The following is a 24,877-nucleotide window of genomic DNA, read 5'->3' on the forward strand; positions in this document are numbered from 1 at the left end:
ATCCAAATGAAAATGACCATGAAACTGCGTCCTGCGGCGCTGGCGGTGCTGGCCGTACTGTCCAGCTTGACCGTGGGCGCCGGCGCGCAAGAGGCGCGCAAAACCTATATCGTGCAATTGAGCGACCAGCCGGCCACCACCTATGTCGGCGGCGTCAGCGGCTATCCGGCCACCCAGCCGGCACCGGGCGCGGTGTTCGACTACCGCGATCCCAAAGTACAGAATTATGTGCGCTACCTGGGCGACCGCAAAGCCGACGTCCTGGCCAGCGTCGGCAATCCGGTCGTGATTGCCAACTACGATGTGGTGCTGAACGGCTTTGCCGCCCTGCTTACCGACAGCGAAGTGCTGGCCCTGAAAGGCAATCCAGCCGTGGCGGACGTGCAGGCCGATGCGGTGCGCCGCATGGATACCATTTCCACGCCGCGCTTCCTGGGCCTGAGCACGGCAGGCGGCCTGTGGTCGCAATTTGCCGGCGGCAGCCAGGTCAAAGGCGAAAACATGGTGGTCGGCATCGTCGACGGCGGCATCTGGCCGGAAAACCCGGCCTTTGCCGACCGGGTCGACGGCAATGGCGTGCCGACCTTTGATGCCGGCGGCAGCCTGGCTTACAACACGGCGCCGGCCTCGTTTACCGGCGGCTGCGCGGCGGGCGAGGGCTTCGATCCGGCCATCCATTGCAACAACAAGCTGGTGGGCGCCAAGTATTACAACGCCGGCTTCCTGGCCAGCGGCCGTCCCAAGAACTGGACGGAATTCTATTCGCCGCGCGATTCCAATGTCGGCGGCGATGGCGTAACGAGCGGCCATGGCGGCCATGGCGACCACACTGCTTCTACCGCCGCCGGCAACAGCAATGTCCCTGCCGTGGTGGCCGGCATCCCGATGGGCCCGGCCTCCGGCGTCGCGCCGCGCGCGCGCGTGGCTGCCTACAAGGTATGCTGGACCTATGATGATCCCACTGCCGACGACGGCACCGGCGCCTCCAACAGCTGCTTCAACTCCGATTCGGTGCAGGCCATCGACGACGCGGTCAAGGATGGCGTGAACGCCATCAACTTCTCGATCAGCGGCGCCCAGAACACGGTCAACGATGCGGTCGAACAGGCGTTCTACCGCGCTTCGCTGGCGGGCGTGTTCGTTGCCGCTTCGGCCGGCAACAGCGGCCCAGCCAATGCGGTGGCCCACATCAGCCCATGGCTGACCACGGTGGCTGCTTCGACCCACGACCGCAACCTGGTGGCCGATGCCACCACGGGCAGCGGCAGCAAGTATACCGGCGCTTCGCTCAACACCAAGGCACTGCCGCAAACGGCCCTGGTGCGTGCCGAGGACGCCGGCCTGGGCGGCGGCAACGCCAACCTGTGTTTCAGCAGCTCGCCGCCGGCCGGCCAGGTGATGCTGGATCCGGCCAAGGTGGCCGGCAAGGTGGTGATCTGCACCCGCGGCACCAATGCCCGTGTCGACAAGAGCCTGGCTGTGCTGAATGCCGGCGGCGTCGGCATGGTGATGGCAGACAACGGCGGCGGCCTGGTGGCCGAAGCCCATTCGGTGCCGAGCGTGCACATCTCCGCTGCCGACGGCGCCGCCATCAAGGCGTATGCCTTGGCACAGGGCGCCGCCGCCACGACCGCCATCGGCACCTTCTACCCGGGCAGCAAGCCGGCGCCGGTGATGGCTGGCTTCTCGTCGCGCGGCCCGAATATGGGCGACGCCAACGTGCTCAAGCCCGACCTGACCGCGCCAGGGGTGGACATCATCGCCAGCGTGTCGGCGGCCTTGACACCGGCCCAGCACAGCGCGGTGGTCGCGGGCAGCTTCGTGCCGCCGGCCGCTTACGAGTCCTACCAGGGCACGTCGATGTCGAGCCCGCACGTGGCGGGGCTGTCCCTGCTGCTGCGCCAGGCGCATCCCGACTGGTCGCCGGCCGCCGTCAAGTCGGCCCTGATGACCACCACCTATTCGACCCTGAACGATGGCTTGCCGGGCGCGCAGAACGGCTTGCTGCCATGGTCGCAAGGCGCCGGCCATGTGGATCCGAACAAGGCGGTCGACCCGGGCCTGGTGTACGACATGGGCAAGGCCGACTACGTGCAGTACCAGTGCAAGGTCAACCGGCCAGCCGTACCGGCCGCCGACTGCAGCAACTTCGGCACGCTGGACGAGACCTATAACCTGAACCTGCCTTCGATCACGGTGTCCACGGCACTGGGCGGGGTTGGCACCACGGTGCGCCGCAAGGTGACCAATGTGGGACCGGCAGCCACCTATACCGCCACGGCGTCGCTGCCTGGCTTCAGCGTCGTGGTTTCGCCGTCGTCGCTGACGCTGGCCACCGGCCAGAGCGGCAGTTTCACCGTCAAGCTGACCCCGAACGGCGCACCGGCCAACGCCTGGCAGTTCGGCAGCCTGGCCTGGAACGATGGCAGCCATAATGTGCGCATTCCGGTGCAGGCCAAGGTGGGCAAGGCGGTGACGGCGCCGGCGATCCTGAGCGGCGACAAAGCGTCCGGCAGCCGCCTGTTCCCGGTCCTGACCGGCTTCTCCGGCCGCATGGGCTATGCCAAAGGCGGCTTGAAGGCCGCCAGCTATGGCGATGCGGTGACGCTGGAAGCCAAGTCGACCAGCTCGGCCGTCCTGAAAACCCTGTGCACGGCCGGTGCCGATACGGCCAACGTCAAGGTCTACAAGGTCAGCGTCCCGGCCGGCGCCGTGGCCGCCAAGTTCGCCCTGTTCCAGAAGGATTCCGGGGCCTCGGACGACCATGACCTGGGCGTGCTGACGCCAGGCGGCGCCTGGAGCTACTCCGGCAACGATGGCAGCAACGAGTCGGTGCAACTGGCATCGCCCGCAGCGGGCACCTACAACGTGTGCGTGGTGGCGTATGGCAGCACGACGCCGGAAGCCATGCAGCACAAGCTGGCATCGTGGGTGGTCAGCACGGCCGACACGGGCGGCAAGTTCGTGGTGGCAGTGCCGAGCAAGGTGGTGGCGGGCAACAACACCACGGTGGGCGTCAGCTGGTCCGGCCTCGACAATAACCAGAGCTATGTCGGCGCGGCCCAGTTCCTGGACTTGAACGGGGTGGTGCAGGCCACCACCCTGGTCAATGTCAGCACCGGCGCCGCGGCCGTGCCGATTGCCGAGACCGACCGCGTAGCGGCCGCCAAGCTGCAGGACTAAACGACGGCTGGCGACAGTCCGCCCTGGTGTGCGCCGCGGCGCATGCCAGGGCGGATTTTTTATTGCACCCGCTGCCGGCACGGTTGACCGGGCGGGCGGCAGGACCGATCATAGGCCATCGCATTCGGAGCAATTCTGATGAAACAACTTGCCATCCTGCTGGCCTGCCTGGGCGCCGCCGCCTGCAGCCACGCCAACCCCGACACCCTGTCGCAGTTGCGCGCCCTGGGCAGCGATGCCGCCTGCAGCAGCGACCAGCAGTGCCGCACGGTGGCGCTGGGCGCCAAATCCTGCGGCGGGCCGGAAGGCTACCTTGCCTATTCGACCGCGCGCAGCGACCCGGCCAAGGTGGCGCAGCTGGCGGAGCGCTACCGCAAGGAGCGCAGCGATGCCAATGCCCGCTCCGGCATGGCCAGCGATTGCCGCTTCATCGCCGACCCCGGCGCGCAGTGCGTGGCCGGCAAATGCCAGCTGGGCGGCGCACTCGACCGCTAATTCCCGTCCCGATTCCCAAGCAGCCGGCCAAGTGTCGGCTATTTGTCGTGCATTCGTATGCAAAGTGTCGGAAATTTTTACACTTTTTGTAGTTAAATAAATCTTGCCAAGATAACACATTGATTCCTTTGATAATTATTATCTTGGCATGAATCATGCTTCCTACCGGCAACTTGCGCTTACCAAAATTTCCGCAAGTAAAGTTGCTCATAAGTAGAACGTTTAGTGGAGCCGGGGCGGAGCGGACCAAAAGTTCCGTACGCCCTTTCATGATCACAATTCGCAGAGGAATCGACGGTGAAATTTTTTAATAATCAAACACCTCGCGCAGGAAAAGCAGTCAGTCACATCCTGTTGGCGGCAGTGCTGGCCATGGGCGGCGTCGCCCAGGCGGGGACTTTGAGTTTTGAGGGCAATCCGCAATCGCCTTTCATGCTGGCCGGCCAGCATGTCAAGATTGGCGACTACTGGATGGAAGCCTACGGCGGCGAGCAGCAGGGCGATATGGTGGGGGCCTTTGTCAAAGGCAGCGAACCGGAAACCTGCGCCACGGGCAACTGCCCGGTCAACAATGTCAGCCAGTATTACACCGGCCTCAACGATGGCTATTTCTACTTCGGCCGTAATGACAATTCCTCCTTCCGCCTGGGCAGCCTGAACGCCAGCTTCGTCGGCGCCGGCCAGGAGAGCTTCCCGGACATGGCCGGCCAGTTGCTGGTGCAAGGCTTTAACGCCAAGGATGAAGAAATGGGGCCGCTGGTGCGCCTGGCGCTGGCCGCACCGGAGAATGGCCAGTTCAGCTTCCAGCATTTCAACCTGGGCAAGCTGACCGATTACTACAGCTACGTGCTGGTGTTCGGCCTGGAGTGCAACAGCGACGGCAAGTGCTACCGCGGCGGCGGCATGGCGAACTTTGCGATCGACGATATCGCGACGATCCCGGAACCGGGCAGCCTGGCGCTGTTCGGCCTTGGCATGGGCGGCCTGGCCCTGGCCAGCCGCCGTCGCCGCGCGCGCTGAATCTCCCTGCTAACCTGAACCGGAACAGAATCCATGAAACTGAATTTGAAACAACGTCCAGCCGCACTGGCAGTGCTGGCGCTGCTGTCCAGCATTACCCTGTCCGCTGTCGCGCAAGATGAGCGCAAGGCTTACATCGTCCAGCTGCAAGACCAGCCGGCCGCCACCTATAACGGCGGCGTCAGCGGCCTGGCGGCAACCCAGCCGGCCAAGGGCGAAGTGTTTGATTTCCGCTCGCCCAAGGTACAGAACTATGTCAGCTACCTGGGCACGAAGAAAGATGAAGTGCTGGCCAGCGTCGGCAATCCGACCGTGGTCGGCAATTACGACGTGGTGCTGAACGGCTTTACCGTGATGCTGACCGAGGCGGAAGTGCTGGCGCTCAAGGCCAACCCGGCCGTGGCCGACGTGCAGGCCGATGCCGTGCGCCGCATGGACACCGTGTCCACCACCGGTTTCCTGGGCCTGAGCACCATCAATGGCCTGTGGTCGCAATTTGCCGGCGGCAGCCAGGTCAAGGGTGAAAACCTGGTGATCGGCGTGATCGACGGCGGCATCTGGCCGGAAAACCCGGCCTTTGCCGACCGTGTCGATGCCAACGATGTGCCAACCTTCGACCCGGCCGGCACGCTGGCCTTCAGCGCACCGCCAGCCACCTTCAAGGGCGGCTGCGTGGCGGGCGAGGGCTTTGAGCCGGCCCTGCATTGCAACAACAAGCTGGTGGGCGCCAAGTTCTACAATGCCGGCTTCCTCTCCACCCGCAAGCCGAAGCACTGGACCGAGTACTTTTCGCCGCGTGATTCCAGCTCCGGCACCGATGGCCACGCGATCGGCCATGGCGGCCACGGCGACCACACCGCTTCGACCGCCGCCGGCAATGCCAATGTCTTGGCCACCATCGGCGGCGTGCCGATGGGGCTGACCTCCGGCATGGCGCCGCGCGCCCGTGTTGCCGCTTACAAGGTGTGCTGGAGCACGGCTGAAGAGGGCGCCGCCGACGGCACCAACGTCAACAACGGCTGCTACAACTCGGACTCGGTGCAGGCGATCGACGACGCCGTCAAGGATGGCGTCAACGTGATCAACTTCTCGATCGGCGGTTCGCAGACCGGTACCGGCGACGCCGTCGAACAGGCGTTCTACCGCGCCTCGCTGGCCGGCGTGTTCGTGGCCGCATCGGCCGGCAATGCCGGCCCGGCCAATACCGTGGCCCACCTCAGCCCATGGCTGACCACGGTCGGCGCCTCGACCCATGACCGCAAGTTCCAGGCCGATGTCAAGCTGGGCAGCGGCGCCAAGTATTACGGCGCCTCCAACAACCTGAGCAGCCTGCCTGATACGGCCCTGATCCGCGCCGAGGATGCAGGCGTGGGCGGCGGCAACGCCAGCCTGTGCTTCAGCGCCGCGCCGCCAGCCGGCCAGGTCCTGCTGGACCCGGCCAAGGTGGCCGGCAAGGTGGTGGTCTGCACCCGCGGCAATAACGCGCGCGTCGACAAGAGCCTGGCAGTGCTGAATGCCGGCGGCGTTGGCATGGTGCTGAGCGACAATGGCGCCGGCCTGGTGAGCGAAATCCACTCGGTGCCGACGGTGCACGTGAGCGCCGCCGACGGCAGCGCGATCAAGGCCTACGCCAAGGCGCAGGCGGCAGCGACGGCTTCCCTGAGCGCCTTCTACCCCGGCACCAAGCCGGCGCCGATCATGGCCGGCTTCTCCTCGCGCGGCCCGAACCAGGGCGACAGCAATATCCTGAAGCCGGACGTCACCGCGCCGGGCGTGGACGTCATCGCCAGCTACGCGGCAGCCCTCAACCCTGCCGAAACGGCGGCAGTGGCGGCCGGCGCGCCGGGCCAGCAAGCCTACGCTTCGATCCAGGGTACCTCCATGGCCAGCCCGCACGTGGCCGGCCTGGGCCTGCTGCTGCGCCAGGCGCATCCGGAGTGGTCGCCAGCGGCCATCAAGTCGGCGCTGATGACCACCGCCTACGATACGCTGGACGACGCCCTGCCAGGCGCGCAGAACGGCAAGCTGCCATGGGCGCAGGGCGCCGGCCATGTAGCACCGAACAAGGCCAACGATCCTGGCCTGGTATACGACATGGGCAAGGCCGACCTGGTGGCCTACCAGTGCAAGGTGAACCGCCCGCTGGTGCAGCCGGCTTCCGACTGCATCACCTACGGCACGCTGGACGAGACCTACAACCTGAACCTGGCATCGATCACCGCCGGTGCGATCCAGAACAGCGTCACCATCAAGCGCAAGGTGACCAATGTGGGCGGCGCAACGGCCACCTACAATGCCAGCGCTGCGGTGACCGGCTTCAGCACCGTGGTCACGCCAGCCACGCTGACCCTGGCGCCTGGCGCCAGCGGCAGCTTCACCGTCAAGCTGACCCGCACCACGGCGCCTGAAACCGTGTGGCAGTTCGGCAGCCTGGTCTGGTCCGATGGCAACCACGTGGTGCGCAGCCCGATCCAGGCCCGTACCGCCAAGCCGGTCATTGCGCCGGCACTGGCGTCGGGCGACAAGCCGGCCGGCACCCGCCTGTTCACCGTGCGCACCACCTTCAGCGGCCGCCTGACGGCACTGAAGGGCGGCCTGAAAGCGCCTGTCTTCGGCGACAGCGTCACGCTGGCGGCCAAGGCGGTCAGCTCGGCGGCCCTGAAGGATGCCTGCGCCACCGGCGCCGACACCGCCAACATCAAGGTCTATAACGTCGCCATCCCGGCCGGGGCGGTAGCGGCGCGCTTCGCGCTGTTCCAGAAGGATACCGGCACGGCCAGCGACGACCATGACCTGGGCATGCTGGCACCGGACGGCAGCTGGAATTATTCCGGCCATGACGGCACCAGCGAAGCGGTGCAGGTGGCTTCGCCGGCGGCCGGCAACTACAAGGTGTGCGTAGTGGCCTATGGCGGCGAGAATCCTGAGGCCATGAACCACAAGCTGGCGTCGTGGATCGTGACCCCGGGCGACAGCGGCGGCCAGTTCACTGCGGCCCTGCCGGGCCGCGTGTACAGCGGGACCAACACCACGGTGGGCGTCAGCTGGGCTGGCCTGGATGAGAACCAGAGCTATGTCGGCGGCGTACAGTTCCAGGACCTGAGCGGCACGGTGCAAGCGACCACCCTGGTCAATGTGAACACCGGCAGCGCTACCGTGCCGGCGCCGGAATCGGACCGCGCCCAAGCCAAGCTGCAGGACTAAGCGCAGCTTGCAAGGTGAAAAACCGCCCGGGCGCAGGCCGTCCGGGCGGTTTTTTTTTGTGAATGACTGCAAAGACACACACTATTAATCAAAATGTTGTTGAATACTTAAACTGCGTGGTAGTCTTGCGAGTTCTTCAGCGGTCATCATAGGAGTCGTCCGGATGCAAGTAGCACAGTTTCAAGGTTCGCGCCGCGCCGCCGGCTTCACCCTGCTCGAATTGCTGGTGGTGATTGTCATCATCGGCCTGCTGGCCGCCTATGTCGGCCCGAAATACTTTTCCCAGCTCGGTAAATCCGAAGTCACGATCGCCAAGGCGCAGATCGAGGCCTTCGACAAGGCGCTCGACACCTACCGCCTGGATGTCGGGCGCTACCCGAGCACCGAGGAAGGCTTGCCTGCATTGCTGGCGGCGCCGGCCACGGCAGGCACCAAGTGGAATGGCCCCTACCTGAAAAAGGGCGTGCCGCCCGATCCATGGGGCCGCCCATACCAGTACAAGGCGCCCGGCGCCAAGGCTGAATACGACATCATCTCCCTCGGCAAGGATGGCCAGCCGGGCGGCGAAGGCGAGAACGCCGACATCGGCGCCCAATAAAGACAGCGTGGTTTAAGCAATGCAGTTTGATGTTCGCACCCTGTCGCCGGACATGGCGATCGGCCAATTGGTGGTCGATGGCCGCGACGAGGCCGATGCACGGCGCCAGGTGGAGGCGCGCGGCCTGTTCGTCAGCGCCATCACGCCGCGCAGTGCCGGCCTGCGCGCGGGCAAAGCCAAGGCGCTCTCGCTGGTGCTGTTCAGCCAGGAGCTGCTGGCGCTGCTGAACGCGGGCCTGGGCGTGGTGGAGGCGCTGGAAGCGCTGCTGGAAAAGGAATCGGCGCCGGCCACGCGCGGCGTGCTGGAGCGCCTGCTGCAAGGCCTGCGCGAAGGGCAGCGCTTTTCCACCGTGCTGGCCGAGCAGCCGCAATTGTTCCCGCCCCTGTATGTGGGCATCGTCAAGGCTGCCGAAGGCACCAGCGACCTGCCACGCTCGCTGGAGCGCTTCATCGATTACCAGCAGCGGGTCGACCTGGTGCGCGCCAAGCTGGTCAGCGCCGCCATCTATCCCTGCATCCTGCTGCTGGTGGGCGGCGGCGTGTCGCTGTTCCTGATTGCCTATGTGGTGCCGCGCTTTGCCGAGGTGTACCAGGGCGCGGGGCGCAACCTGCCGTGGATGTCGCAGCTGATGCTGAGCTGGGGCCAGTTTGCCGCGGCGCATACCCTGCCGCTGGTGGCCGGCCTGGCCGCTGCGATCGGCGGCGCGGTGTTCGGCGTGCGCCACCTGCTGCGCAGCGGCGGCCTGGCGCGCCTGCTGGCCCGCCTGCCGGGCGTGGGCGAGCGCGTGAAGATCTATGAGCTATCGCGCCTGTACCTGACGCTGGGCATGCTGAGCGAGGGCGGCATCACCATCCTGAATGCGGTGGACACGGTGCAGGCCATGGTGTCCGCCAATGTGAAAGAAGGCTTGCAGGGCGCGCGCGCCATGATCGAGGCGGGCTTGCCGCTGTCGTCGGCCTTCGAAGCCAATGGCTTGACCACGCCGATTTCGCTGCGCATGCTGCGCGTGGGCGAGCGCACCGGCGAAATGGGGGCCATGCTGACGCAGTCGGCCGCCTTCTACGACGGCGAGATCGGGCGCTGGATCGACCGTTTTACCCGTACTTTTGAACCGCTGCTGATGGCCGGTATCGGCCTGGTGGTGGGCGCTATCGTGGTGCTTTTGTATATGCCGATTTTTGACCTGGCCGGAGAAATGGCATGACGCTGCCGGTGCTTGATGCAACCCTGCTGGCCAAGGCGCGCGCGCAGGGCGCGCTGTCCAAACGCAGCCTGGTGGAGGAGCTGGAAGAGCTGTCCGGCATCGAACCGCGCATGGCGGTGCGGGCGCTGGCCCAGCCTTTCGGCCTGGCGGTGCTGGAAACGGCCGACATGCTGGCTTTCGAGACGGCTTTCGACCTGCTGCCGCTGTCGCAGGCCATGGCGCGCCACTGCGTGCTGCTGCGCTCCCACGATGGGGCGGCGGTGGGCGTGATTGCCGATCCGTTCGACCTCGACCTGCAGACCTGGCTGGCGACGCAGGCGCGCTGCTCGGCAGCCGCGCCGCTGCAGCTGCGACTGGCGCTGCAGGCCGACATCCAGGCCTACCTGTCGAAGCAGGAAGAGTCGGCGCGCGCGGTCGATACCCTGGTGTCGGGCGCGGAGGGCACGCGGCGCGACGGCAAGACGGCGGCGGTGCTGTCGTTTGCCTCGGTGTCGGAGGGCGCCAGCCCGGCCGTGCGGCTGGTCAATTCGACCTTGTATGACGCCTTGAAAGCCGGCGCCTCCGACATCCACCTGGAATCGACTGCCGGCGGCCTGGCCGTCAAGTACCGGGTGGACGGGGTGCTGGACCATGCCACGGCCGTCAACGGCATCGACGTGGCGGAGCAGATCATTTCGCGCCTGAAGGTGCTGGCCGAGCTGGACATCGCGGAACGCCGCGTGCCGCAGGACGGCAGCTTCCGGGTCGAATCGATGGGGCGCGAGATCGACCTGCGGGTATCGATCATGCCGTCCATCCATGGCGAAGACGCGGTGATCCGTATCCTGGACAAGCGCGCCATGATCGAGTCCTATGGCTCGCTGACGCTGGAGGCGCTGGGCTTCGACGACGCTTCGCTGTCGACCTTGCGTGCGCTGGCGCAGGAGGCTTACGGCATGCTGCTGGTGACCGGGCCGACCGGTTCCGGCAAGACCACCACGCTGTATGCTGCGTTGACTGAAATCCACAATGGCCGCGAAAAGATCATCACCATCGAAGACCCGGTGGAATACCAGCTGCCGGGCATCCTGCAGATCCCGGTCAACGAGAAGAAGGGCCTGACCTTCGCCAAGGGCCTGCGCTCGATCCTGCGCCACGACCCGGACAAGATCATGGTGGGCGAAATCCGCGACCGCGAAACGGCGGAAATCGCGGTGCAGTCGGCCCTGACCGGCCACCTGGTGCTGACCACCGTCCACGCCAACAATGTGTTCGACGTGTTCGGGCGCTTTACCCATATGGGCATCGATCCCTATGCCTTCGTGTCGGCACTGAACGGCATCTGGGCGCAGCGCCTGGTGCGCATCAACTGCCCGCATTGCGCGGTCGAGGTGACGCCGTCGGACGAGGAGCTGGCCAGCGTCGGCCTGGCGCGCGCCGACGTCTACGAATACAACTTCAAGGAAGGCAAGGGCTGCGGCGATTGCCGCGGCACCGGCTACAAGGGCCGCCGCTCGATCGCGGAGATCCTGACCCTGAACGATGAAATCCGCGAACTGATCGTGGAAAAGCGGCCGATCCGCCAGATCAAGGCGGCAGCCTATGCCAACGGCACGCGCAGCCTGCGCCATGCGGCGCTGGACGTGGTGCGGCGCGGCGATACGACCTTGGCGGAAATCAAGCGGGTGACCTTGCATGCTTAAAAATCTGACGCAATCGCTGCGCATCGAAGTCACGCCGTACGCCATACGCCTGCTGCGCGTGCCGCGCTGGGGCTCGGCCGCACCGGAACTGCTGGCCGAACAGGCGCTGGCGGCTGCGCCGGCCGCTGCCTTGCCGCTGGCCCTGGGCGCGCTGCTTGCAGGGCAGGGCGCTGCCGGCATGGCCGCCAGTTTTGTCCTGTCCGATGAACTGCTGCGCCTGTGGCAAGTCAGCCCGCCGGCGCAGGCCGCCCGCCTGGCCGACCTGGAAGGCGCCGCGGCGCTGCGTTTCCACACGCTGTACGGCGAAACGCCGGCCGCCTGGCACGTCAGCGCGGACTGGAACGCCGCCGCCCCCTTCATGGCAGCGGCAATTCCGCGCTTGCTGAAGGCCGCCATCGAAAACGCCGCCGCCCAGCATGGCCTGGTCGTCAGCGCCATCGTTCCCTATTTCGTGGCAGCTTGGAACCGCCATGCCGGCGCCTTGAAGAACGATGCGTGGTTCGGCGTTGCGCAGGCCAATGTGCTGGCACTGGCCGCCTGCGAAGGCGGCAAGCTGCGCGCCTTGCGCCATGTCGCCATTCCGCCCGGCGCCGACCATTACTGGCTGACGCAGGCGGCGCAGCGCGAGGCCTTGCTGCTCGGATTGCAGGCGCCGGCCCTGATCCAGCTCAGCGGCGAGGTGCCGCCGGCGCTGGCAAAACCGGCCAGCAGCGACAAGCATATCGCCACTGCCGCGTTGGGAGCTGCAGCATGAGGCCTATGCAGATCGATTTTGCCGCTGCCGGCTGGCGCCGCACGCTGTATCGCAGCCACCCGCTGGCGCTGGCTGCCGGCGTGCTGGGCCTGGCGTTGCTGACGGCGGGGGGCGTCTTCGGCGTGCAGGCTGCGCAGCAGCAAGCGGCGCGCGAAGAAAACCTGCGCGCCCAGCAGCGCAAGCAAGCCGCCGCCGTGCGCGCGCCTGAGCGCAAGCCGGAAACCGTGATTCCGGAAGCCCAGGCGGTGGCGGTCAACGCCGCCATCCTGCAACTGAACCTGCCATGGCGCGACCTGCAGGATGCGGTGGCCGCCGCCAATACGCCGGCTGTGGCGCTGCTGGCGCTGGACCCTGATCCGCGCAAGCAGACACTGAAAATCACGGCGGAGACCAAGAACAGCGACGATATGGTCGGCTACATCGAGCAGCTGAAGCAGCAGGAATTCTTTGCCGGCGCTGCGCTGCTGCGCCATGAAATCAACGACCAGGACCCGAATCGCCCGCTGCGCTTCCAGGTCGAAGTGCAATGGAGGGCGCGATGAACGCGGCGGCCCTGATGCTGCGCCTGCGCCTGGCGGCAATGCGCCTTGGCATAGCCGGCTGCGTTGCGCTGGCGCTGCTGCTGGCCGGAGCGTCGCTGCTGTCATGGTCGCTGAAAGCGCGCCAAGAGGCGGCCCAGCCTTTGCCGCCCGCGCCGGCGCAGCTGGTGCAAGCGGCGCCGCCGCCGACCGCCAACGAGAACCTGGCCCATTTCTATGCCTCCCTGGGCGAAAAACGCCATGCCGAACAGCAGGTCAAGCAGCTGTTCGACATCGCGGCCAAGACCGGCCTGGCGCTGGAGCAGGGCGAATACAAATTCAGCCTGGATAAGGCCAGCGGCGTCTCTGCCTACCAGGTCACGCTGCCGGTGAAGGGCGCCTACCAGAATATCTGGCAGTTCAGCATGCAGGCCCTGTCGGCGATCCCGTTCGCGGCGCTGGACGATATTGCCTTCCGCCGCGAAACCATTACCGAGCCGGTGGTCGAGGCGCGCATGCGTTTCACGCTGTACCTGAAGGAGAAGCCATGAAGCCGCGCCATATGCTGATGGGCGCGGCGCTGCTGTGCGCCGCAGCGCTGGTGCTGTTCGGCGACAAGGCCCCCAACGACACGGTGGCGGAAGCGGTCGAACGCAAGCCGGCGCGCGCGCCGGCCGCCAGCGCGCCGCCGGCGGTGAAAGTGGCGCATGCGGCGGCAGGGGAGACCTCGATCCTGCGCCTGGTGCCGCGCGAGGAATTGATCGGCGAAGTCGGCGAAGGCTCGTTCAAGAGCAAGGACGGGGTATTCGGCGGCCAGAACTGGAATCCACCGCCGCCGCCGCCCACGGCTGCGGAACTGAAACCGCCGCCGCCGCCGCCGCCGACAGCGCCGCCGCTGCCGTTCCAGTTCCTGGGCAAGGCAGCCGCCGATGGCCAGTGGGAGGTGTACCTTGGCCGCGGCGAGCAGACTTTTGTCGTGAAAAAAGGCATGCAGATCGACGGCACGTACCGCGTCGATGCCATCGCACCGCCAACCCTGACCATGACCTACCTGCCCATGAACCAGGTGCAGCAGTTAAATATTGGAGTAATTGAGTGAAGCCAAATCTGAGAACGCTGTCGCTGTCCGTGCTGGTACTGGCACTGTCCGGCTGCGCGGCCGATATGGCCTACCGCGATGGCCGCAGCCTGGTTGAAAAAGACCAGGTGGAAGCGGGCCTGCTGAAATACCAGGAAGCGATGAAGCGCAACCCGGACAGCGCCCTGTATCGCTCCGCCTACCTCGACACGCGCGAGCGGGCCAGCGCCCGCCTGCTGGAGCAGGCCGACCAGTTCATCAATGAGGGAAAATACCTCCCTGCCGCGCAGAATTTCCAGCGCGTGCTGTCGATGGACCCGCAAAACGAACGCGCGCGCGCCGGCCTGCGTGCGCTGGAAATGGCTGACCGCCACGACAAGCTGCTGGCGCAAGCCCGTGCATCGCTGGAGCAGAAGGAATTCGAAGCGGCGAAGAGCCGCGTCGGCACGGTGCTGGCCGAGAAGCCGGACCACGCGGCCGGCCGCGCCCTGATGCGCGAGATCAATGAGCAGACGCCGCAGCCGCCGGCCGAATCGGGCCTGTCCAAAGCCTACAAGACCCCGATTACGATCGAGTTCCGCGAAGCGCCGCTGAAACAGGTATTCGACATCATTTCGCGCCGTTCGGGCCTGAACTTCATCTTCGACAAGGATGTGAAGAGCGACGCCCGCACCACCATCATGCTGAAGAACAGCACGGTGGAATCGGCAATTTACTTCCTGCTGATGACGAACCAGCTGGAGCAGCAGGTGATGGATGCCAATACCATCCTGGTCTACCCCAACACGGCGGCCAAGCTGAAGGAGTACCAGGAAACGGTGGTGCGCACCTTCTATTTGTCGAACGCGGAAGCCAAAACCGTCGCCAACACGCTCAAGACCATCCTCAAGTCGCGCGACGTGGTGGCCGATGAAAAGCTCAACCTGGTGATCCTGCGCGATAGTGCCGATGCGGTGAAACTGGCGGAAAAGATCATTGCAACGCAAGACCAGGCCGAGCCCGAAGTGATGCTGGACGTGGAGATCCTGGAGGTCAAGCGCAGCCGCCTGATGAAGCTTGGCGTGGATTGGCCGAACCAGGTCGGCCTGTCGGTGCTGGGCAGTGCCCGCGACGCAACCAAGCTGACTTTGCGCGACCTCGACAACATCAACCGCGACAACATCGGCGTCTCGGCGCTTGCCACGACCCTCAATATCAAGAAGACCGACGGCGACACCAACCTGCTGGCCAGCCCGCGCATCCGCGTGCGCAACAAGGAGAAGGCCAAGGTCGTGATCGGCGAAAAGGTACCGGTGATTACCACCACCATTTCGCCGGGCACGGGCGGCTTTGCCTCCGAATCGGTGAGCTATGTCGATGTCGGGCTCACGCTGAATGCGGAGCCGATCATCTACCTGAACAACGAAGTGGGCATCCGCATTGCGCTGGAAGTATCGAACCTGATCGACCGCGTGACGACCGCCAGCGGCACCACCGCCTACCAGATCGGCACGCGCCAGGCTTCCACCTTCCTGCAACTGAAGGATGGCGAGAACCAGGTGCTGGCGGGCCTGATCAATAGCGAGGAGCGCAGTACGGGCAACCGCGTGCCGGGCCTGGGCGACCTGCCGATCCTGGGCCGCCTGTTCGGCACGCAGACGGATGACAAGCAGAAGACCGAGATCGTGCTGTCGATCACGCCGCACCTGGTGCGCAACCTGCAGCGCCCGGAAACCTCGGTTGCCGAATTCTCGGCCGGTACCGAAGCGAACTTCCGCCGCAAGCCTGACGTCGCACCGCGCCAGGCCGTGGTGCTGCCGGGCGCCCGCCCAGCCGGCGCGACTGCTGCGCAGGATGCCGTCACGACGGCCGTGCCGACGCCAGGCGCCGCACCCGCCGCACCCGCCGCACCGGCGGACCAGCCCGCGCCGCAGAAACTGCCGCTGTCGAATACCCAGCCCGGCCCGGCTTCCAGCGTGACCAAACCGCTGCCGCCACCGGCCCCCGCCAATACCGTGCAGCCGCCGGCCAGCACGGAGCGTAAAGAGTAAGCATGCGCGCGCGCGGATTCACCCTGATCGAACTGCTGGTGACGCTGGCCATCCTTGGCCTGCTCGCCGCACTGGCGATCCCGGTCGGGCAGACCGTGGTCCAGCGCCGCAACGAGCAGGAGCTGCGCAGCGCGCTGCACGTGATGCGCAAGGCGCTGGACGACTACAAGACCGCCTACGATGAGGGGCGCATTGCCAAGTCCATCACCGGCAACGGCTATCCGCGCACGCTGGAGGTGCTGGTGGAAGGCGTGGTCGATGTACGCAGCCCGAAGCGCAGCAAGATCTACTTCCTGCGCCGCATCCCGCGCGACCCCTTCAACCCGGATTCCAATGCCAGCAATGGCCAAAGCTGGGGCAAGCGCAGCTACGCCAGCGACGCCGACGATCCGCGCGAAGGCGAGGATGTTTTTGACGTGTTTTCGACTTCGGAGCAGGTAGGCCTGAACGGCGTGCCTTACAAGAAATGGTGAACAAGAAGGGCTTCACACTGATCGAGCTGCTGGTCGTGCTGGGCATCATCGCCTTGCTGCTGACGCTCGCCGTGCCGCGCTATTTCCCGAGCGTGGACAAGACCAAGGAAACCATCCTGGCCGATAACCTGCGCAGCACGCGCGCCATCATCGACCAGTTCTACGGCGACACTGGCCGCTTCCCGGACAGCCTGGAGCAGCTGGTGGAGAAAAAATACCTGCGTGCCGTCCCGATCGACCCGATCACGGAAAAGAGCGATAGCTGGACTATCGTGCCGCCGGAGGACGTCAGCAAAGGCGGCGTGGCAGACATCAAGAGCGGAGCGCCCGGCAATGACCGCAGCGGCAAGCCTTATTCCGAGTGGTAGGCAGCACGGGTTCACCTACGCCAGCGTAGTGATCCTGGTGGCGATTATCGGCCTGGTTGGCGCCATGTCGCTGCGCCTTGGCACAACCATGCAGCGCGCGGCCGCTGAACAGGCCCTGCTCGACATCGGCATGGAGTACAGCAACGCCCTGGCCAGCTATGCCGCCGCCACGCCGCAGGGGCAGCCCAACTATCCCAATTCTTTCGCCGAACTGCTGAAGGACCCGCGCTTCCCGCAACTGCGCCGCCATTTGCGCCGCGTCTATGTCGACCCGATGACGGGCAAGGCCGAATGGGGCCTGGTGAAGGCAAACGAGAATGGCGGCATCCTGGCCATATACAGCCTGTCGAAAGCGGCGCCGATCAAGATCGGGAATTTCCCGCCGCGCTTCGTGGCTTTTGAAGGCAAGACCAGCCTGGCCGACTGGAAATTCAGCGGCGAGGGCGTGCAGGTTGCTGGCGCCAAGGGCGCGGACGGCCAGCAGCCCGGCCAGCAGCCGGGACAGCCGGCCAAACCCGGATCGGGCATGCAGCCGGGCAGTCCGCTGACCGGCATGAACGGCACCCAGCCCGGTGCTTTGAGCGGCACGCAGCCTGGCAGCAAGCCGGGCACTCCGCAAGAGCCGCCGCAGCCTGCCGAACCGCCGCAGGAGCCGCCAGAGCCGCCGCAGGAGCCGCAGGAGCCGCCACCAGAGCCGGCGCCGGAGCAGTCCGGCGAGCAGCCGCGCGAAGAGGCGCCACCGCCGCCATCGCGCCGCTGAAGCCTGGCGCCTTTACTTGGCGCGGCGCTTGAAGTCGCGCAGGCGGAAACCGAGCGCGAACAGGGTGCCGAAGTACACCACTGCGCAGGCGCCGATCACCAGGAACAGCGCGCCGGCGCGCAGGAAAGCGTGTTGGCGCATGCCCAGCCAGTCGAATTGCTGCGCACCGCACCAGCCGGCAAGCCCCATCAGGACTACCGCCGCCAGCAAACGGGCCAGGAACTTTGGCCACCCCGGTTGCGGATTGTAGATGCCCTTCGCGCGCAGGCCCCGGTACAGCAAGGCGGCGTTCAGCAGCGCCGCCACGCTGATCGACAGCGCCAGCCCGGCGACCTTGAACTGCCAGACGAAAGCCAGGTTCATTACCTGGGTCGCAACCAGGGTGATGACACCGATGCGCACCGGCGTGCGCACATCCTGGCGCGCATAAAATGCCGGCGTCAGCGATTTGACCAGGATGATGCCGACCAGGCCGACCGCATAAGCCAGCAAGGGCTGCGCCGACATCACGGCCGCGAAGTCGGTGAACTTACCGTTGTGGAACAGGGTTGCCATGAGCGGCAACGCCAGCACAGCAATACCTACCGCCGCCGGCATGGCCAGCAGGAAGGTCAGGCGCAAGCCCCAGTCCAGCAGGGACGAATATTCGTCGTGGTCCTGTTCCTGGCTGGCCTTTGACAGGCTAGGCAGCAGGATGGTACCCAGCGCCACGCCGAGCAAGGCGTTGGGGAATTCCATCAGGCGGTCGGCGGCGGTCAGCCAGGACACGCTGCCTTCCTGCATCCAGGAGGCATACGTGGTGTTGATCATCAGGCTGATTTGCGCCACCGACACTGCAAACAGGGCAGGGAGCATATTTTTCAGCATGCGGCGCACGCCCGGATCGGCCAGGCCGACGCGCGGATTCCATGACAAGCGTGGCAGCATGCCGATCTTCACCAGCGAGGGCACCTGGATCGCAACCTGCAGGACGCCGCCCACCACGACCGCGATCGCCATGGCATAAACCGGTTGCTTCAAGTGCGGAGCCAGGAACAGGGCAGCGGAGATGAAGGAGATGTTCAGCAGCACCGGGGTAAAGGCCGGGATCTTGAACTGGCGCCAGGTATTCAGTACGCCGCTGGAGAGCGCGACGAAGGACATGCAAGCGATATAGGGGAACATCAGGCGCGTCATCCACACCGCGGCGTCAAACGATGCCGGATCCTTGCTCAAGCCCGAACCAATCAGATAGATGAACAGCGGAGCGCCTATAATCCCCACCGCACTGGTGAGCAGCGTGGCCCAGACCAGGACGGTCGCCACATGGTCGACCAGGGAACGGGTAGCCTCTTCACCCTGCCTGTTTTTGTATTCTGCCAACATTGGCACAAAAGCCTGCGAAAAAGCGCCTTCCGCGAACAGGCGGCGCAACAGGTTGGGAATGCGGAAGGCAATGTAGAACGCGTCGGTCATGCCGCCCGCGCCGAAAGCGCGGAAGAACAGGACTTCACGGAGCAGCCCCGTAATGCGGGACAACATTGTCATGCTTGAAATAGCGGCGAGGGTCTTGAGCAAGTTCATGGGCGCTGATTATAGCGAAAGCAGCAACGCCCCGACATTTAGAATTGCCCTGGCAGCAAAACCCCGTTATAATTTAAGGCTGTACAGAATTCAGTATGGCAGGCAGCGACGTTCAGCCGGCTCTGAAAACACCGCACCGGTTTGGCAAACGCTATTGTTTGCAAACGAACTTTGACAACGAATTAGGATTCTCAAATGGCAAATACCGCACAAGCGCGCAAACGCGCTCGTCAAGCAGTTAAGCAAAACGCTCACAACTCCGCTCAGCGTTCGACCCTGCGCACCGCGATCAAAGCTGTTCGCAAGGCGATCCAGGCTGGCGACAAAGCTGCTGCTACCACCATCTTCCAGGCTTCCGTGTCGACCATCGACTCGATCGCTGACAAGAAAATCATCCACAAGAACAAGGCTGCTCGTCACAAGAGCCGTCTGGCAGCTGCCCTGAAGGCACTGTCCGCCTAAGTTCGTGTGCTGGCGGCATTAGCCGCCAAACAGGTGTACCGAACAGGTGTACCGGAATAACCCGCATGGCATTGCGCCATAGCGGGTTTTTCACTTTGCGCCTACTTCATCGAAGCAGCCATGGAAGCGGCGGAGGCTGCCGATGCGGCAGCAGAGGCCGCGGCAGAAGCGGCTTTCTTGGCTTTCTTGGCCGATTTCTTGGCGGAGGCCGCGTCCGAAGCGGCGGCCGAAGCGGCCGATGCGGCGGAAGCCATTGGTGCGGCGGATGCCATCGAGGCAGCGGATGCTGCGGCGGAAGCCGAGGCGGAAGCCGAGCCTTTCAGGTGGTGGTCGGCAGCGAAGGCGGAGAGGGAAAGCAGGGAGGCAAGCAGCGCGACAGTAGTCTTAGACATGGCGAACTCCTTTTATAGTGGATGAAGGTTCTGGTGAACCTGATTCATCAACGCTGCCGCGACTTGCCTGGTTGACTTATTTAGTGCGTGCTCAGGTCGTCCGCTGAAACTTCCATCCATTCGCCCGGCATCAGCGGGTGGCTGGCCAGCGATATGGCGCCGATGGCCGAGCGCACCAGGCGCAGGGTAGGGTGGCCGATGGCGGCGCTCATGCGCCGTACCTGGCGGTTTTTGCCTTCTTGCAGGGTGATCGCCAGCCAGGACGTGGGCTGGCCGGCGCGCTGGCGGATCGGCGGATTGCGCGGCCACAGCCAGGCCGGCTCGGCGATGCGTACCGCCTTGCAGGGCAGGGTGGTGAAGTCGCCCAGGTCGAGCGGCGCCTGCAGGCGCCCCATGGCGTCGGCATCCGGCACGCCTTCCACCTGTACCAGGTAGGTCTTGGCTTCCTTGCGATCGGGGTGGGCAATCTTGTGCTGCAATTTGCCATCGTCGGTCATCAGCATCAACCCCTCGCTGTCATAGTCGAGGCGGCCGGCCGGGTAGACGTTCGGGATCTTGATGTAATCGGCCAGGGTTTCCTTATCCCCGGAGGGGGAAAACTGGCACAATACCTGGAAAGGTTTATTAAAAAGTATCAGGGGCATAGGTTGGTAGTATAGCGCCCAGTAAAATACTGGTGCATAATGTGGAACGCCAGTGTCTTATGTCTTATAGAAGACTGCCAAACCCCTTCTTCGGAGAACACGATGTACCAACATATCAAAGTACCTGCCGACGGCCAGAAAATCACCGTTAATGCCGATTATTCCCTGAGCGTGCCTGACACCCCGATCATCCCTTACCTGGAAGGCGACGGCACCGGCGTCGACATCACCCCGGTGATGATCAAGGTGGTGGACGCGGCGGTTGCCAAGTCGTACGGCGGCAAGCGCAAGATCAGCTGGATGGAAATCTTCGCCGGCGAAAAGTCGACCAGGGTCTACGGCCCGGACGTATGGCTGCCGGAAGAAACCCTGAAGGTACTGAAGGACTACGTCGTGTCGATCAAGGGCCCGCTGACCACCCCGGTCGGCGGCGGCATCCGTTCCCTGAACGTGGCCCTGCGCCAGGAGCTGGACCTGTACGTCTGCCTGCGCCCCGTACGCTACTTCAAAGGCGTGCCATCGCCAGTGCGCGAGCCTGAGAAGACCGATATGGTGATCTTCCGCGAGAACTCGGAAGACATCTACGCCGGCATTGAATGGCAGGAAGGCTCGGAAGGCGCCAAGAAGCTGATCGAATTCCTGACCAGGGAAATGGGCGTGAAGAAGATCCGCTTCCCTGAAACTTCGGGCATCGGCATCAAGCCGGTGTCGATCGAAGGCACCGAGCGCCTGGTGCGCAAGGCGATCCAGTACGCGATCGACAACGACAAGCCGTCCGTGACCATTGTCCACAAGGGCAACATCATGAAGTACACCGAAGGTGGCTTCCGTGACTGGGCCTACGCGCTGGCGCAGAAGGAATTCGGTGCTGAGCTGATCGATGGCGGCCCATGGTGCAAGTTCAAGAATCCGAAGACCGGCCGCGAGATCACCGTCAAGGATTCGATCGCCGACGCCTTCCTGCAGCAGATCCTGCTGCGTCCTGCGGAGTACTCGGTGATCGCCACCCTGAACCTGAACGGCGACTACATCTCCGATGCGCTGGCGGCGCAAGTGGGCGGCATCGGCATCGCACCGGGCGCCAACCTGTCCGACTCCGTGGCCATGTTCGAAGCGACCCACGGCACCGCGCCCAAGTATGCAGGCAAGGATTACGTGAATCCGGGTTCGCTGATCCTGTCGGCTGAAATGATGCTGCGCCACATGGGCTGGACCGAGGCTGCCGACCTGATCATCTCCGCGATGGAAAAGGCCATCACCTCCAAGAAGGTCACCTACGACTTCGCCCGCCTGATGGAAGGCGCGACCCAGGTGTCGTGCTCCGGCTTCGGCGACGTGATGATCGAACAGATGTAATCGATCCGGCTTCAAGCCAAACCCCATTTCCGCGAGGACATGGGGTTTTTATTTTTCTCGGCTGGGGCAGCCCTTCAACGTTGGCGCAAGCTGACTACTTGCCGCTATCGCAGGTATGCGAGATACGCGTCCAGACGGTACGCGAACGGGTTTTCATGGTCGGCGTGCCCGCTTGCATGCGGTCGAGCGCCATGCGGATGCCGGCTTTTTCTTCTGGGTCGGTGCTATTCTCCATTTCTGCCTTCATGCGTGCAATGGTGGCGGCGTAAGTCGCGTCGCTCTGCTTTTGCATGCCCGGCAGCTCGGCCAGTTGCTGTTTGGCGCGTGCACGGATCTCGGGCGTCTCACCATGCTCGGCCTGCTGTTTGAGCAAAGGCGACAGGACTGACATATTGGGCGCGGCGCCGGTCGTCACCATCGTCATATCCGATAGAAATTCCCAGCGCTCCTTGTCGAGTTGGTGCACGGTCAAGTCAAGCCTGCCGAAAGAGCAATTGGCGGTCTGGGTAAAGCCATCCTTGATTCTGGTTATCGACTGCACCGTGCAAGCTTCGGCTTGCGGCGGCAAGGGCAGCGTCCCGCCGGTCACGGCCTTGACGCAATGCGTGACCGGAGCACTGCCCTTGAACTCACGCGTGGCGCTATTTGCGCCGGCTTGCCAGCGTGCGGTTGTATCGCCGTGCTCACCCTCGGTGGTCAAGCGGACTTGGGTAGGGTTGCCGCTGAAGGCCATCGTACCGTCGGTATCGATGCGGTACAGGCCCAGTGGCGGCAATTCGATGGGCGCCGCCAGACTTGTCTCGCTAGTTAATGCGCCTGCCGCCAACAGAAGGGCAGCCAGCAGGCGGTGCGTTGTATGCAATTCGAATGTCGACATTTATTTTCCTTTTGTTTGTTAAGTTATTGCCACTGGCTATGGTTCAGGCGCTTGAGGCCAAGTTGCTCACATAGCGTCGTGAATTCGGCTTCATGGTGATAGCTGTATAGAAGGGCATTCCAGTTATCGCCGCCGTCGTCGAAGACGGCCAGCCGCCGTTCGTTGTCGTTTGCACGGTCTTGCAGCGCATTCAGCATCGTGGTGACGGCGGCCGTTCCTTGCTGCGCCGTATTGGCAAGCCCTGCTGCGGGTAATTGCCATGCTTCGCACAGGGCCGTTGCCTGGGCGGCCAACGTGGCGTCATCCTTCAAATCGGCGTGCAGCGCCAGGCCACGCGCTGCCAACGTCGCCATCAGCGTATGGATAGGCGGCATGGTTTTGCGCTTGCCCAGCGCCTGCCTGGCGGCGTCGGTTAGGGCAGGCTGCTCGCCGCACACCAGCTCGATCCAGCGGGCGTACGCTTCGGCTTTGGTCAGGACATAGTCACGCTTGGGTTTTGGTCTGGCGGTAGCGGGCAAGCCCTCAGCCGGGTCCCGCACGCAGCTGCGCCAGGCGTCGCGCGTTGGTCGAACGTGAGTGCGGTAGTAGTCGACCAGTTCGTGCGGATAGTAGGGCAGGTGGCGGAACGCGCTGTCGTCGACATCGAAGGCACAAACGGCAAGGCCCAGGTGCAGCGGGAAATATTCGAATGCCGACTTGCCGTCCCCGACCTGCTCGCGGTAGCCGAAAGCCTTCATCAGCCTGGGCCACTGCTTCATGTAGGTGGCAAATGCCTGCGGCCAGGTTGCGGGCGGCTGCAGCAGCGCACCCACCAGCTGCTCCTCGTGCGGCATCGCCTTATGCTCAATATCGAGATCAGCCGGGTAGCGCTCACCTGGCGCGAAGGCTTTGCGCACCATCGTAAACAGGACTGGATTGCCGCCCGGCGTGAACCAGTTGTCCAGATGCGTCACCTGCGCACCATCGTCATCGAAGCAGACCAAGGCGAACAGCAGCATCCAGCTAGCTGTTTGGTCAACCTGCAGGCGCAGCCGATGATCGGGAAACAGCTTGGCGCACAAGTCTGCCGCCTGCTGAAGTAAGGGCAGGTAGTCACCATGGAAGTGGTGACGCAGCAAGTCGAGCGAGTCGCCGCGAGCGTAGCGCTGCAGCAGTCCCCGGGCCAGGTGGCTGGGTACTGCCAGCAGGCTGTATTGGTGCGGATTGTCGGGTTCTTCCAGTGCCTTTCGGATCGCCCCGCTTGCCAACCGTTCATGACTTTCGACCTGGTAGCTTGTTGATTCCACGGTGGCGGTGAGATTGCGCGGCTTATGCATATGAAAAACTTATCCTAAAGATAAGTCTATCTTACCCCAGCGCACAAAAATTCCCGCGTTGATTCGCCAAATCATGGGAATGCTGGCGGGGGCTGCTTTAATTATGCCGGTAATGCAGGCAGGCCAGTTGCGCGCCGCCGACCACGGCGGTAATGGGGGACGGGCCTGCCAGCGCGAAGCCGGCGCGTTCCAGGACCCGGGCGGAGGCGGCGTTGGCAATGGTGACGTGGGCGTCGAGGCCGGCCAGCTCCCAGCGGCCATATGCCAGTTCCATCAGGTGCGACAGCGCGGCACCCGCCAGGCCGCGGCCAATGGCGGACGCTGCAATGCGATAGCCGACTTCGGCCCGGCCACCGATGCGGTCGATATCTTTCAGGTTGCAGCGGCCAAGAATGCCCCCGTCTTCAATCAACAGGCAGGGATGCAGGCTGCCGGCCGAATAGCGGGCCAGGTATTCCTCTATATGTGCCGCTACGCCGGACAGCTTGTAAAAGTCGGGCGTTCGCGCATCGACCTGCGATTCGAACCAATCGCGGTTGGCGAGCTCGAACGCAAGCAGGGCTGGCGTGTCGGCTAGGCTGAGAGTGCGTATTTGCATGACGAAATCAGCATAGTAGTTGCCGGGCAAGGTGCGAAAAAAAACCCCGCAGGGCGGGGCTTTTGCTGATCCGAGGCCAGGGTTAGCTGGATTGGATGTTGGAAGCTTGCTTGCCTTTAGGGCCTTGCGTGACTTCGAACTGCACTTTTTGACCTTCTTTCAGGGTCTTGAAGCCGTTCATGTTAATAGCGGAAAAGTGCGCGAACAAATCCTCACCGCCATCATCAGGAGTGATGAAGCCAAAACCTTTGGAGTCATTGAACCACTTAACGGTACCAGTTGCCATATTAAAAAAACCTTCA

Annotated in this window: 24 protein-coding genes; 17 read left to right on the top strand and 7 right to left on the bottom strand. The window is 64.3% G+C overall.

Going from position 1 to position 24,877, the window contains the following annotated elements; genetic code table 11:
* Window positions 1-18 precede the first annotated feature (18 nt).
* The 15 genes from ASE26_RS09435 (at window position 19) to ASE26_RS29785 (ending at window position 17,367) form a co-directional block, all read left to right on the top strand.
* On the top strand, window positions 19-3,183 hold the full coding sequence (locus ASE26_RS09435) for a S8 family serine peptidase (RefSeq protein ID WP_055937332.1): 3,165 nt from the start codon (window positions 19-21) through the stop codon (window positions 3,181-3,183).
* A 138-nt stretch (window positions 3,184-3,321) separates the two neighbouring features.
* Window positions 3,322-3,678, top strand: a complete 357-nt coding sequence (locus ASE26_RS09440; RefSeq protein WP_055937334.1) for a hypothetical protein — start codon at window positions 3,322-3,324, stop codon at window positions 3,676-3,678.
* A 297-nt stretch (window positions 3,679-3,975) separates the two neighbouring features.
* On the top strand, window positions 3,976-4,698 hold the full coding sequence (locus ASE26_RS09445) for an NF038120 family PEP-CTERM protein (RefSeq protein WP_156398183.1): 723 nt from the start codon (window positions 3,976-3,978) through the stop codon (window positions 4,696-4,698).
* 33 nt (window positions 4,699-4,731) lie between these two features.
* Entirely contained in the window at window positions 4,732-7,902 is a 3,171-nt protein-coding gene (locus tag ASE26_RS09450) for a S8 family serine peptidase (RefSeq protein ID WP_057246091.1), read from the top strand.
* 163 nt (window positions 7,903-8,065) lie between these two features.
* Window positions 8,066-8,500: a type II secretion system major pseudopilin GspG gene (gene gspG, locus ASE26_RS09455; protein ID WP_055937343.1), complete on the top strand. Its 435-nt coding sequence runs from the start codon at window positions 8,066-8,068 to the stop codon at window positions 8,498-8,500.
* Between the two features lie 19 nt (window positions 8,501-8,519).
* Window positions 8,520-9,704, top strand: a complete 1,185-nt coding sequence (locus tag ASE26_RS09460) for a type II secretion system F family protein (RefSeq protein WP_057246093.1) — start codon at window positions 8,520-8,522, stop codon at window positions 9,702-9,704.
* The gene (locus ASE26_RS09465) at window positions 9,701-11,386 is read left to right on the top strand and encodes a GspE/PulE family protein (RefSeq protein WP_055937349.1); all 1,686 of its coding nucleotides are present in this window, start codon (window positions 9,701-9,703) and stop codon (window positions 11,384-11,386) included. Before ASE26_RS09460 ends, ASE26_RS09465 begins: the two co-directional genes overlap by 4 nt.
* Window positions 11,379-12,140 carry a hypothetical protein gene (locus ASE26_RS09470; RefSeq protein WP_057246096.1) on the top strand — a complete coding sequence of 254 codons (762 nt, stop codon included), beginning with the start codon at window positions 11,379-11,381 and terminating at the stop codon, window positions 12,138-12,140. The genes ASE26_RS09465 and ASE26_RS09470 overlap by 8 nt, the downstream gene beginning before the upstream one ends.
* The gene (locus tag ASE26_RS09475) at window positions 12,137-12,682 is read left to right on the top strand and encodes a hypothetical protein (RefSeq protein WP_057246098.1); all 546 of its coding nucleotides are present in this window, start codon (window positions 12,137-12,139) and stop codon (window positions 12,680-12,682) included. The genes ASE26_RS09470 and ASE26_RS09475 overlap by 4 nt, the downstream gene beginning before the upstream one ends.
* A complete protein-coding gene (locus ASE26_RS09480; protein WP_082591324.1) occupies window positions 12,679-13,209 on the top strand; it encodes a hypothetical protein in 531 nt (176 codons plus the stop codon). The genes ASE26_RS09475 and ASE26_RS09480 overlap by 4 nt, the downstream gene beginning before the upstream one ends.
* On the top strand, window positions 13,206-13,757 hold the full coding sequence (locus ASE26_RS09485) for a hypothetical protein (protein WP_055937360.1): 552 nt from the start codon (window positions 13,206-13,208) through the stop codon (window positions 13,755-13,757). The genes ASE26_RS09480 and ASE26_RS09485 overlap by 4 nt, the downstream gene beginning before the upstream one ends.
* Window positions 13,754-15,766: a secretin N-terminal domain-containing protein gene (locus ASE26_RS09490; RefSeq protein WP_057246103.1), complete on the top strand. Its 2,013-nt coding sequence runs from the start codon at window positions 13,754-13,756 to the stop codon at window positions 15,764-15,766. Before ASE26_RS09485 ends, ASE26_RS09490 begins: the two co-directional genes overlap by 4 nt.
* Window positions 15,767-15,768: 2 nt before the next feature.
* Entirely contained in the window at window positions 15,769-16,239 is a 471-nt protein-coding gene (locus ASE26_RS09495; RefSeq protein WP_055937365.1) for a type II secretion system protein, read from the top strand.
* Entirely contained in the window at window positions 16,233-16,607 is a 375-nt protein-coding gene (locus tag ASE26_RS09500; protein ID WP_055937369.1) for a type II secretion system protein, read from the top strand. The genes ASE26_RS09495 and ASE26_RS09500 overlap by 7 nt, the downstream gene beginning before the upstream one ends.
* Window positions 16,573-17,367, top strand: a complete 795-nt coding sequence (locus ASE26_RS29785; RefSeq protein ID WP_156398184.1) for a type II secretion system protein — start codon at window positions 16,573-16,575, stop codon at window positions 17,365-17,367. The genes ASE26_RS09500 and ASE26_RS29785 overlap by 35 nt, the downstream gene beginning before the upstream one ends.
* Window positions 17,368-17,379: 12 nt before the next feature.
* On the opposite strand, the gene murJ is transcribed toward ASE26_RS29785, so the two are convergent.
* Window positions 17,380-18,930: a murein biosynthesis integral membrane protein MurJ gene (murJ, locus tag ASE26_RS09510; protein ID WP_055937375.1), complete on the bottom strand. Its 1,551-nt coding sequence runs from the start codon at window positions 18,928-18,930 to the stop codon at window positions 17,380-17,382.
* Window positions 18,931-19,125: 195 nt separating this feature from the next.
* On the opposite strand from murJ, the gene rpsT reads away from it, so the two are divergent.
* The gene (gene rpsT, locus ASE26_RS09515; protein WP_055937377.1) at window positions 19,126-19,392 is read left to right on the top strand and encodes a 30S ribosomal protein S20; all 267 of its coding nucleotides are present in this window, start codon (window positions 19,126-19,128) and stop codon (window positions 19,390-19,392) included.
* A 101-nt stretch (window positions 19,393-19,493) separates the two neighbouring features.
* On the opposite strand, the gene ASE26_RS09520 is transcribed toward rpsT, so the two are convergent.
* Together ASE26_RS09520 and ASE26_RS09525 are read right to left on the bottom strand one after the other, a co-directional pair.
* Window positions 19,494-19,784, bottom strand: coding sequence for a hypothetical protein (locus ASE26_RS09520; RefSeq protein WP_055937380.1), 291 nt, complete (start codon window positions 19,782-19,784; stop codon window positions 19,494-19,496).
* 80 nt (window positions 19,785-19,864) lie between these two features.
* Complete coding sequence (locus tag ASE26_RS09525) at window positions 19,865-20,428, bottom strand: pseudouridine synthase (RefSeq protein ID WP_055937383.1); 564 nt, start codon at window positions 20,426-20,428, stop codon at window positions 19,865-19,867.
* Window positions 20,429-20,530: 102 nt separating this feature from the next.
* On the opposite strand from ASE26_RS09525, the gene icd reads away from it, so the two are divergent.
* Complete coding sequence (gene icd, locus ASE26_RS09530) at window positions 20,531-21,784, top strand: NADP-dependent isocitrate dehydrogenase (protein ID WP_057246105.1); 1,254 nt, start codon at window positions 20,531-20,533, stop codon at window positions 21,782-21,784.
* 94 nt (window positions 21,785-21,878) lie between these two features.
* On the opposite strand, the gene ASE26_RS09535 is transcribed toward icd, so the two are convergent.
* From ASE26_RS09535 to ASE26_RS09550, 4 genes are all read right to left on the bottom strand, one after another.
* Complete coding sequence (locus tag ASE26_RS09535; protein WP_055937389.1) at window positions 21,879-22,661, bottom strand: hypothetical protein; 783 nt, start codon at window positions 22,659-22,661, stop codon at window positions 21,879-21,881.
* Between the two features lie 23 nt (window positions 22,662-22,684).
* Window positions 22,685-23,977, bottom strand: a complete 1,293-nt coding sequence (locus ASE26_RS09540) for a PoNe immunity protein domain-containing protein (RefSeq protein ID WP_055937392.1) — start codon at window positions 23,975-23,977, stop codon at window positions 22,685-22,687.
* 97 nt (window positions 23,978-24,074) lie between these two features.
* The gene (locus tag ASE26_RS09545; protein WP_055937570.1) at window positions 24,075-24,575 is read right to left on the bottom strand and encodes a GNAT family N-acetyltransferase; all 501 of its coding nucleotides are present in this window, start codon (window positions 24,573-24,575) and stop codon (window positions 24,075-24,077) included.
* An 82-nt stretch (window positions 24,576-24,657) separates the two neighbouring features.
* Window positions 24,658-24,861 carry a cold-shock protein gene (locus ASE26_RS09550; RefSeq protein ID WP_055937397.1) on the bottom strand — a complete coding sequence of 68 codons (204 nt, stop codon included), beginning with the start codon at window positions 24,859-24,861 and terminating at the stop codon, window positions 24,658-24,660.
* Between the last annotated feature and the right edge of the window lie 16 nt (window positions 24,862-24,877).

Source organism: Duganella sp. Root198D2 (assembly GCF_001428585.1).
GTDB lineage: Bacteria > Pseudomonadota > Gammaproteobacteria > Burkholderiales > Burkholderiaceae_D > Rugamonas.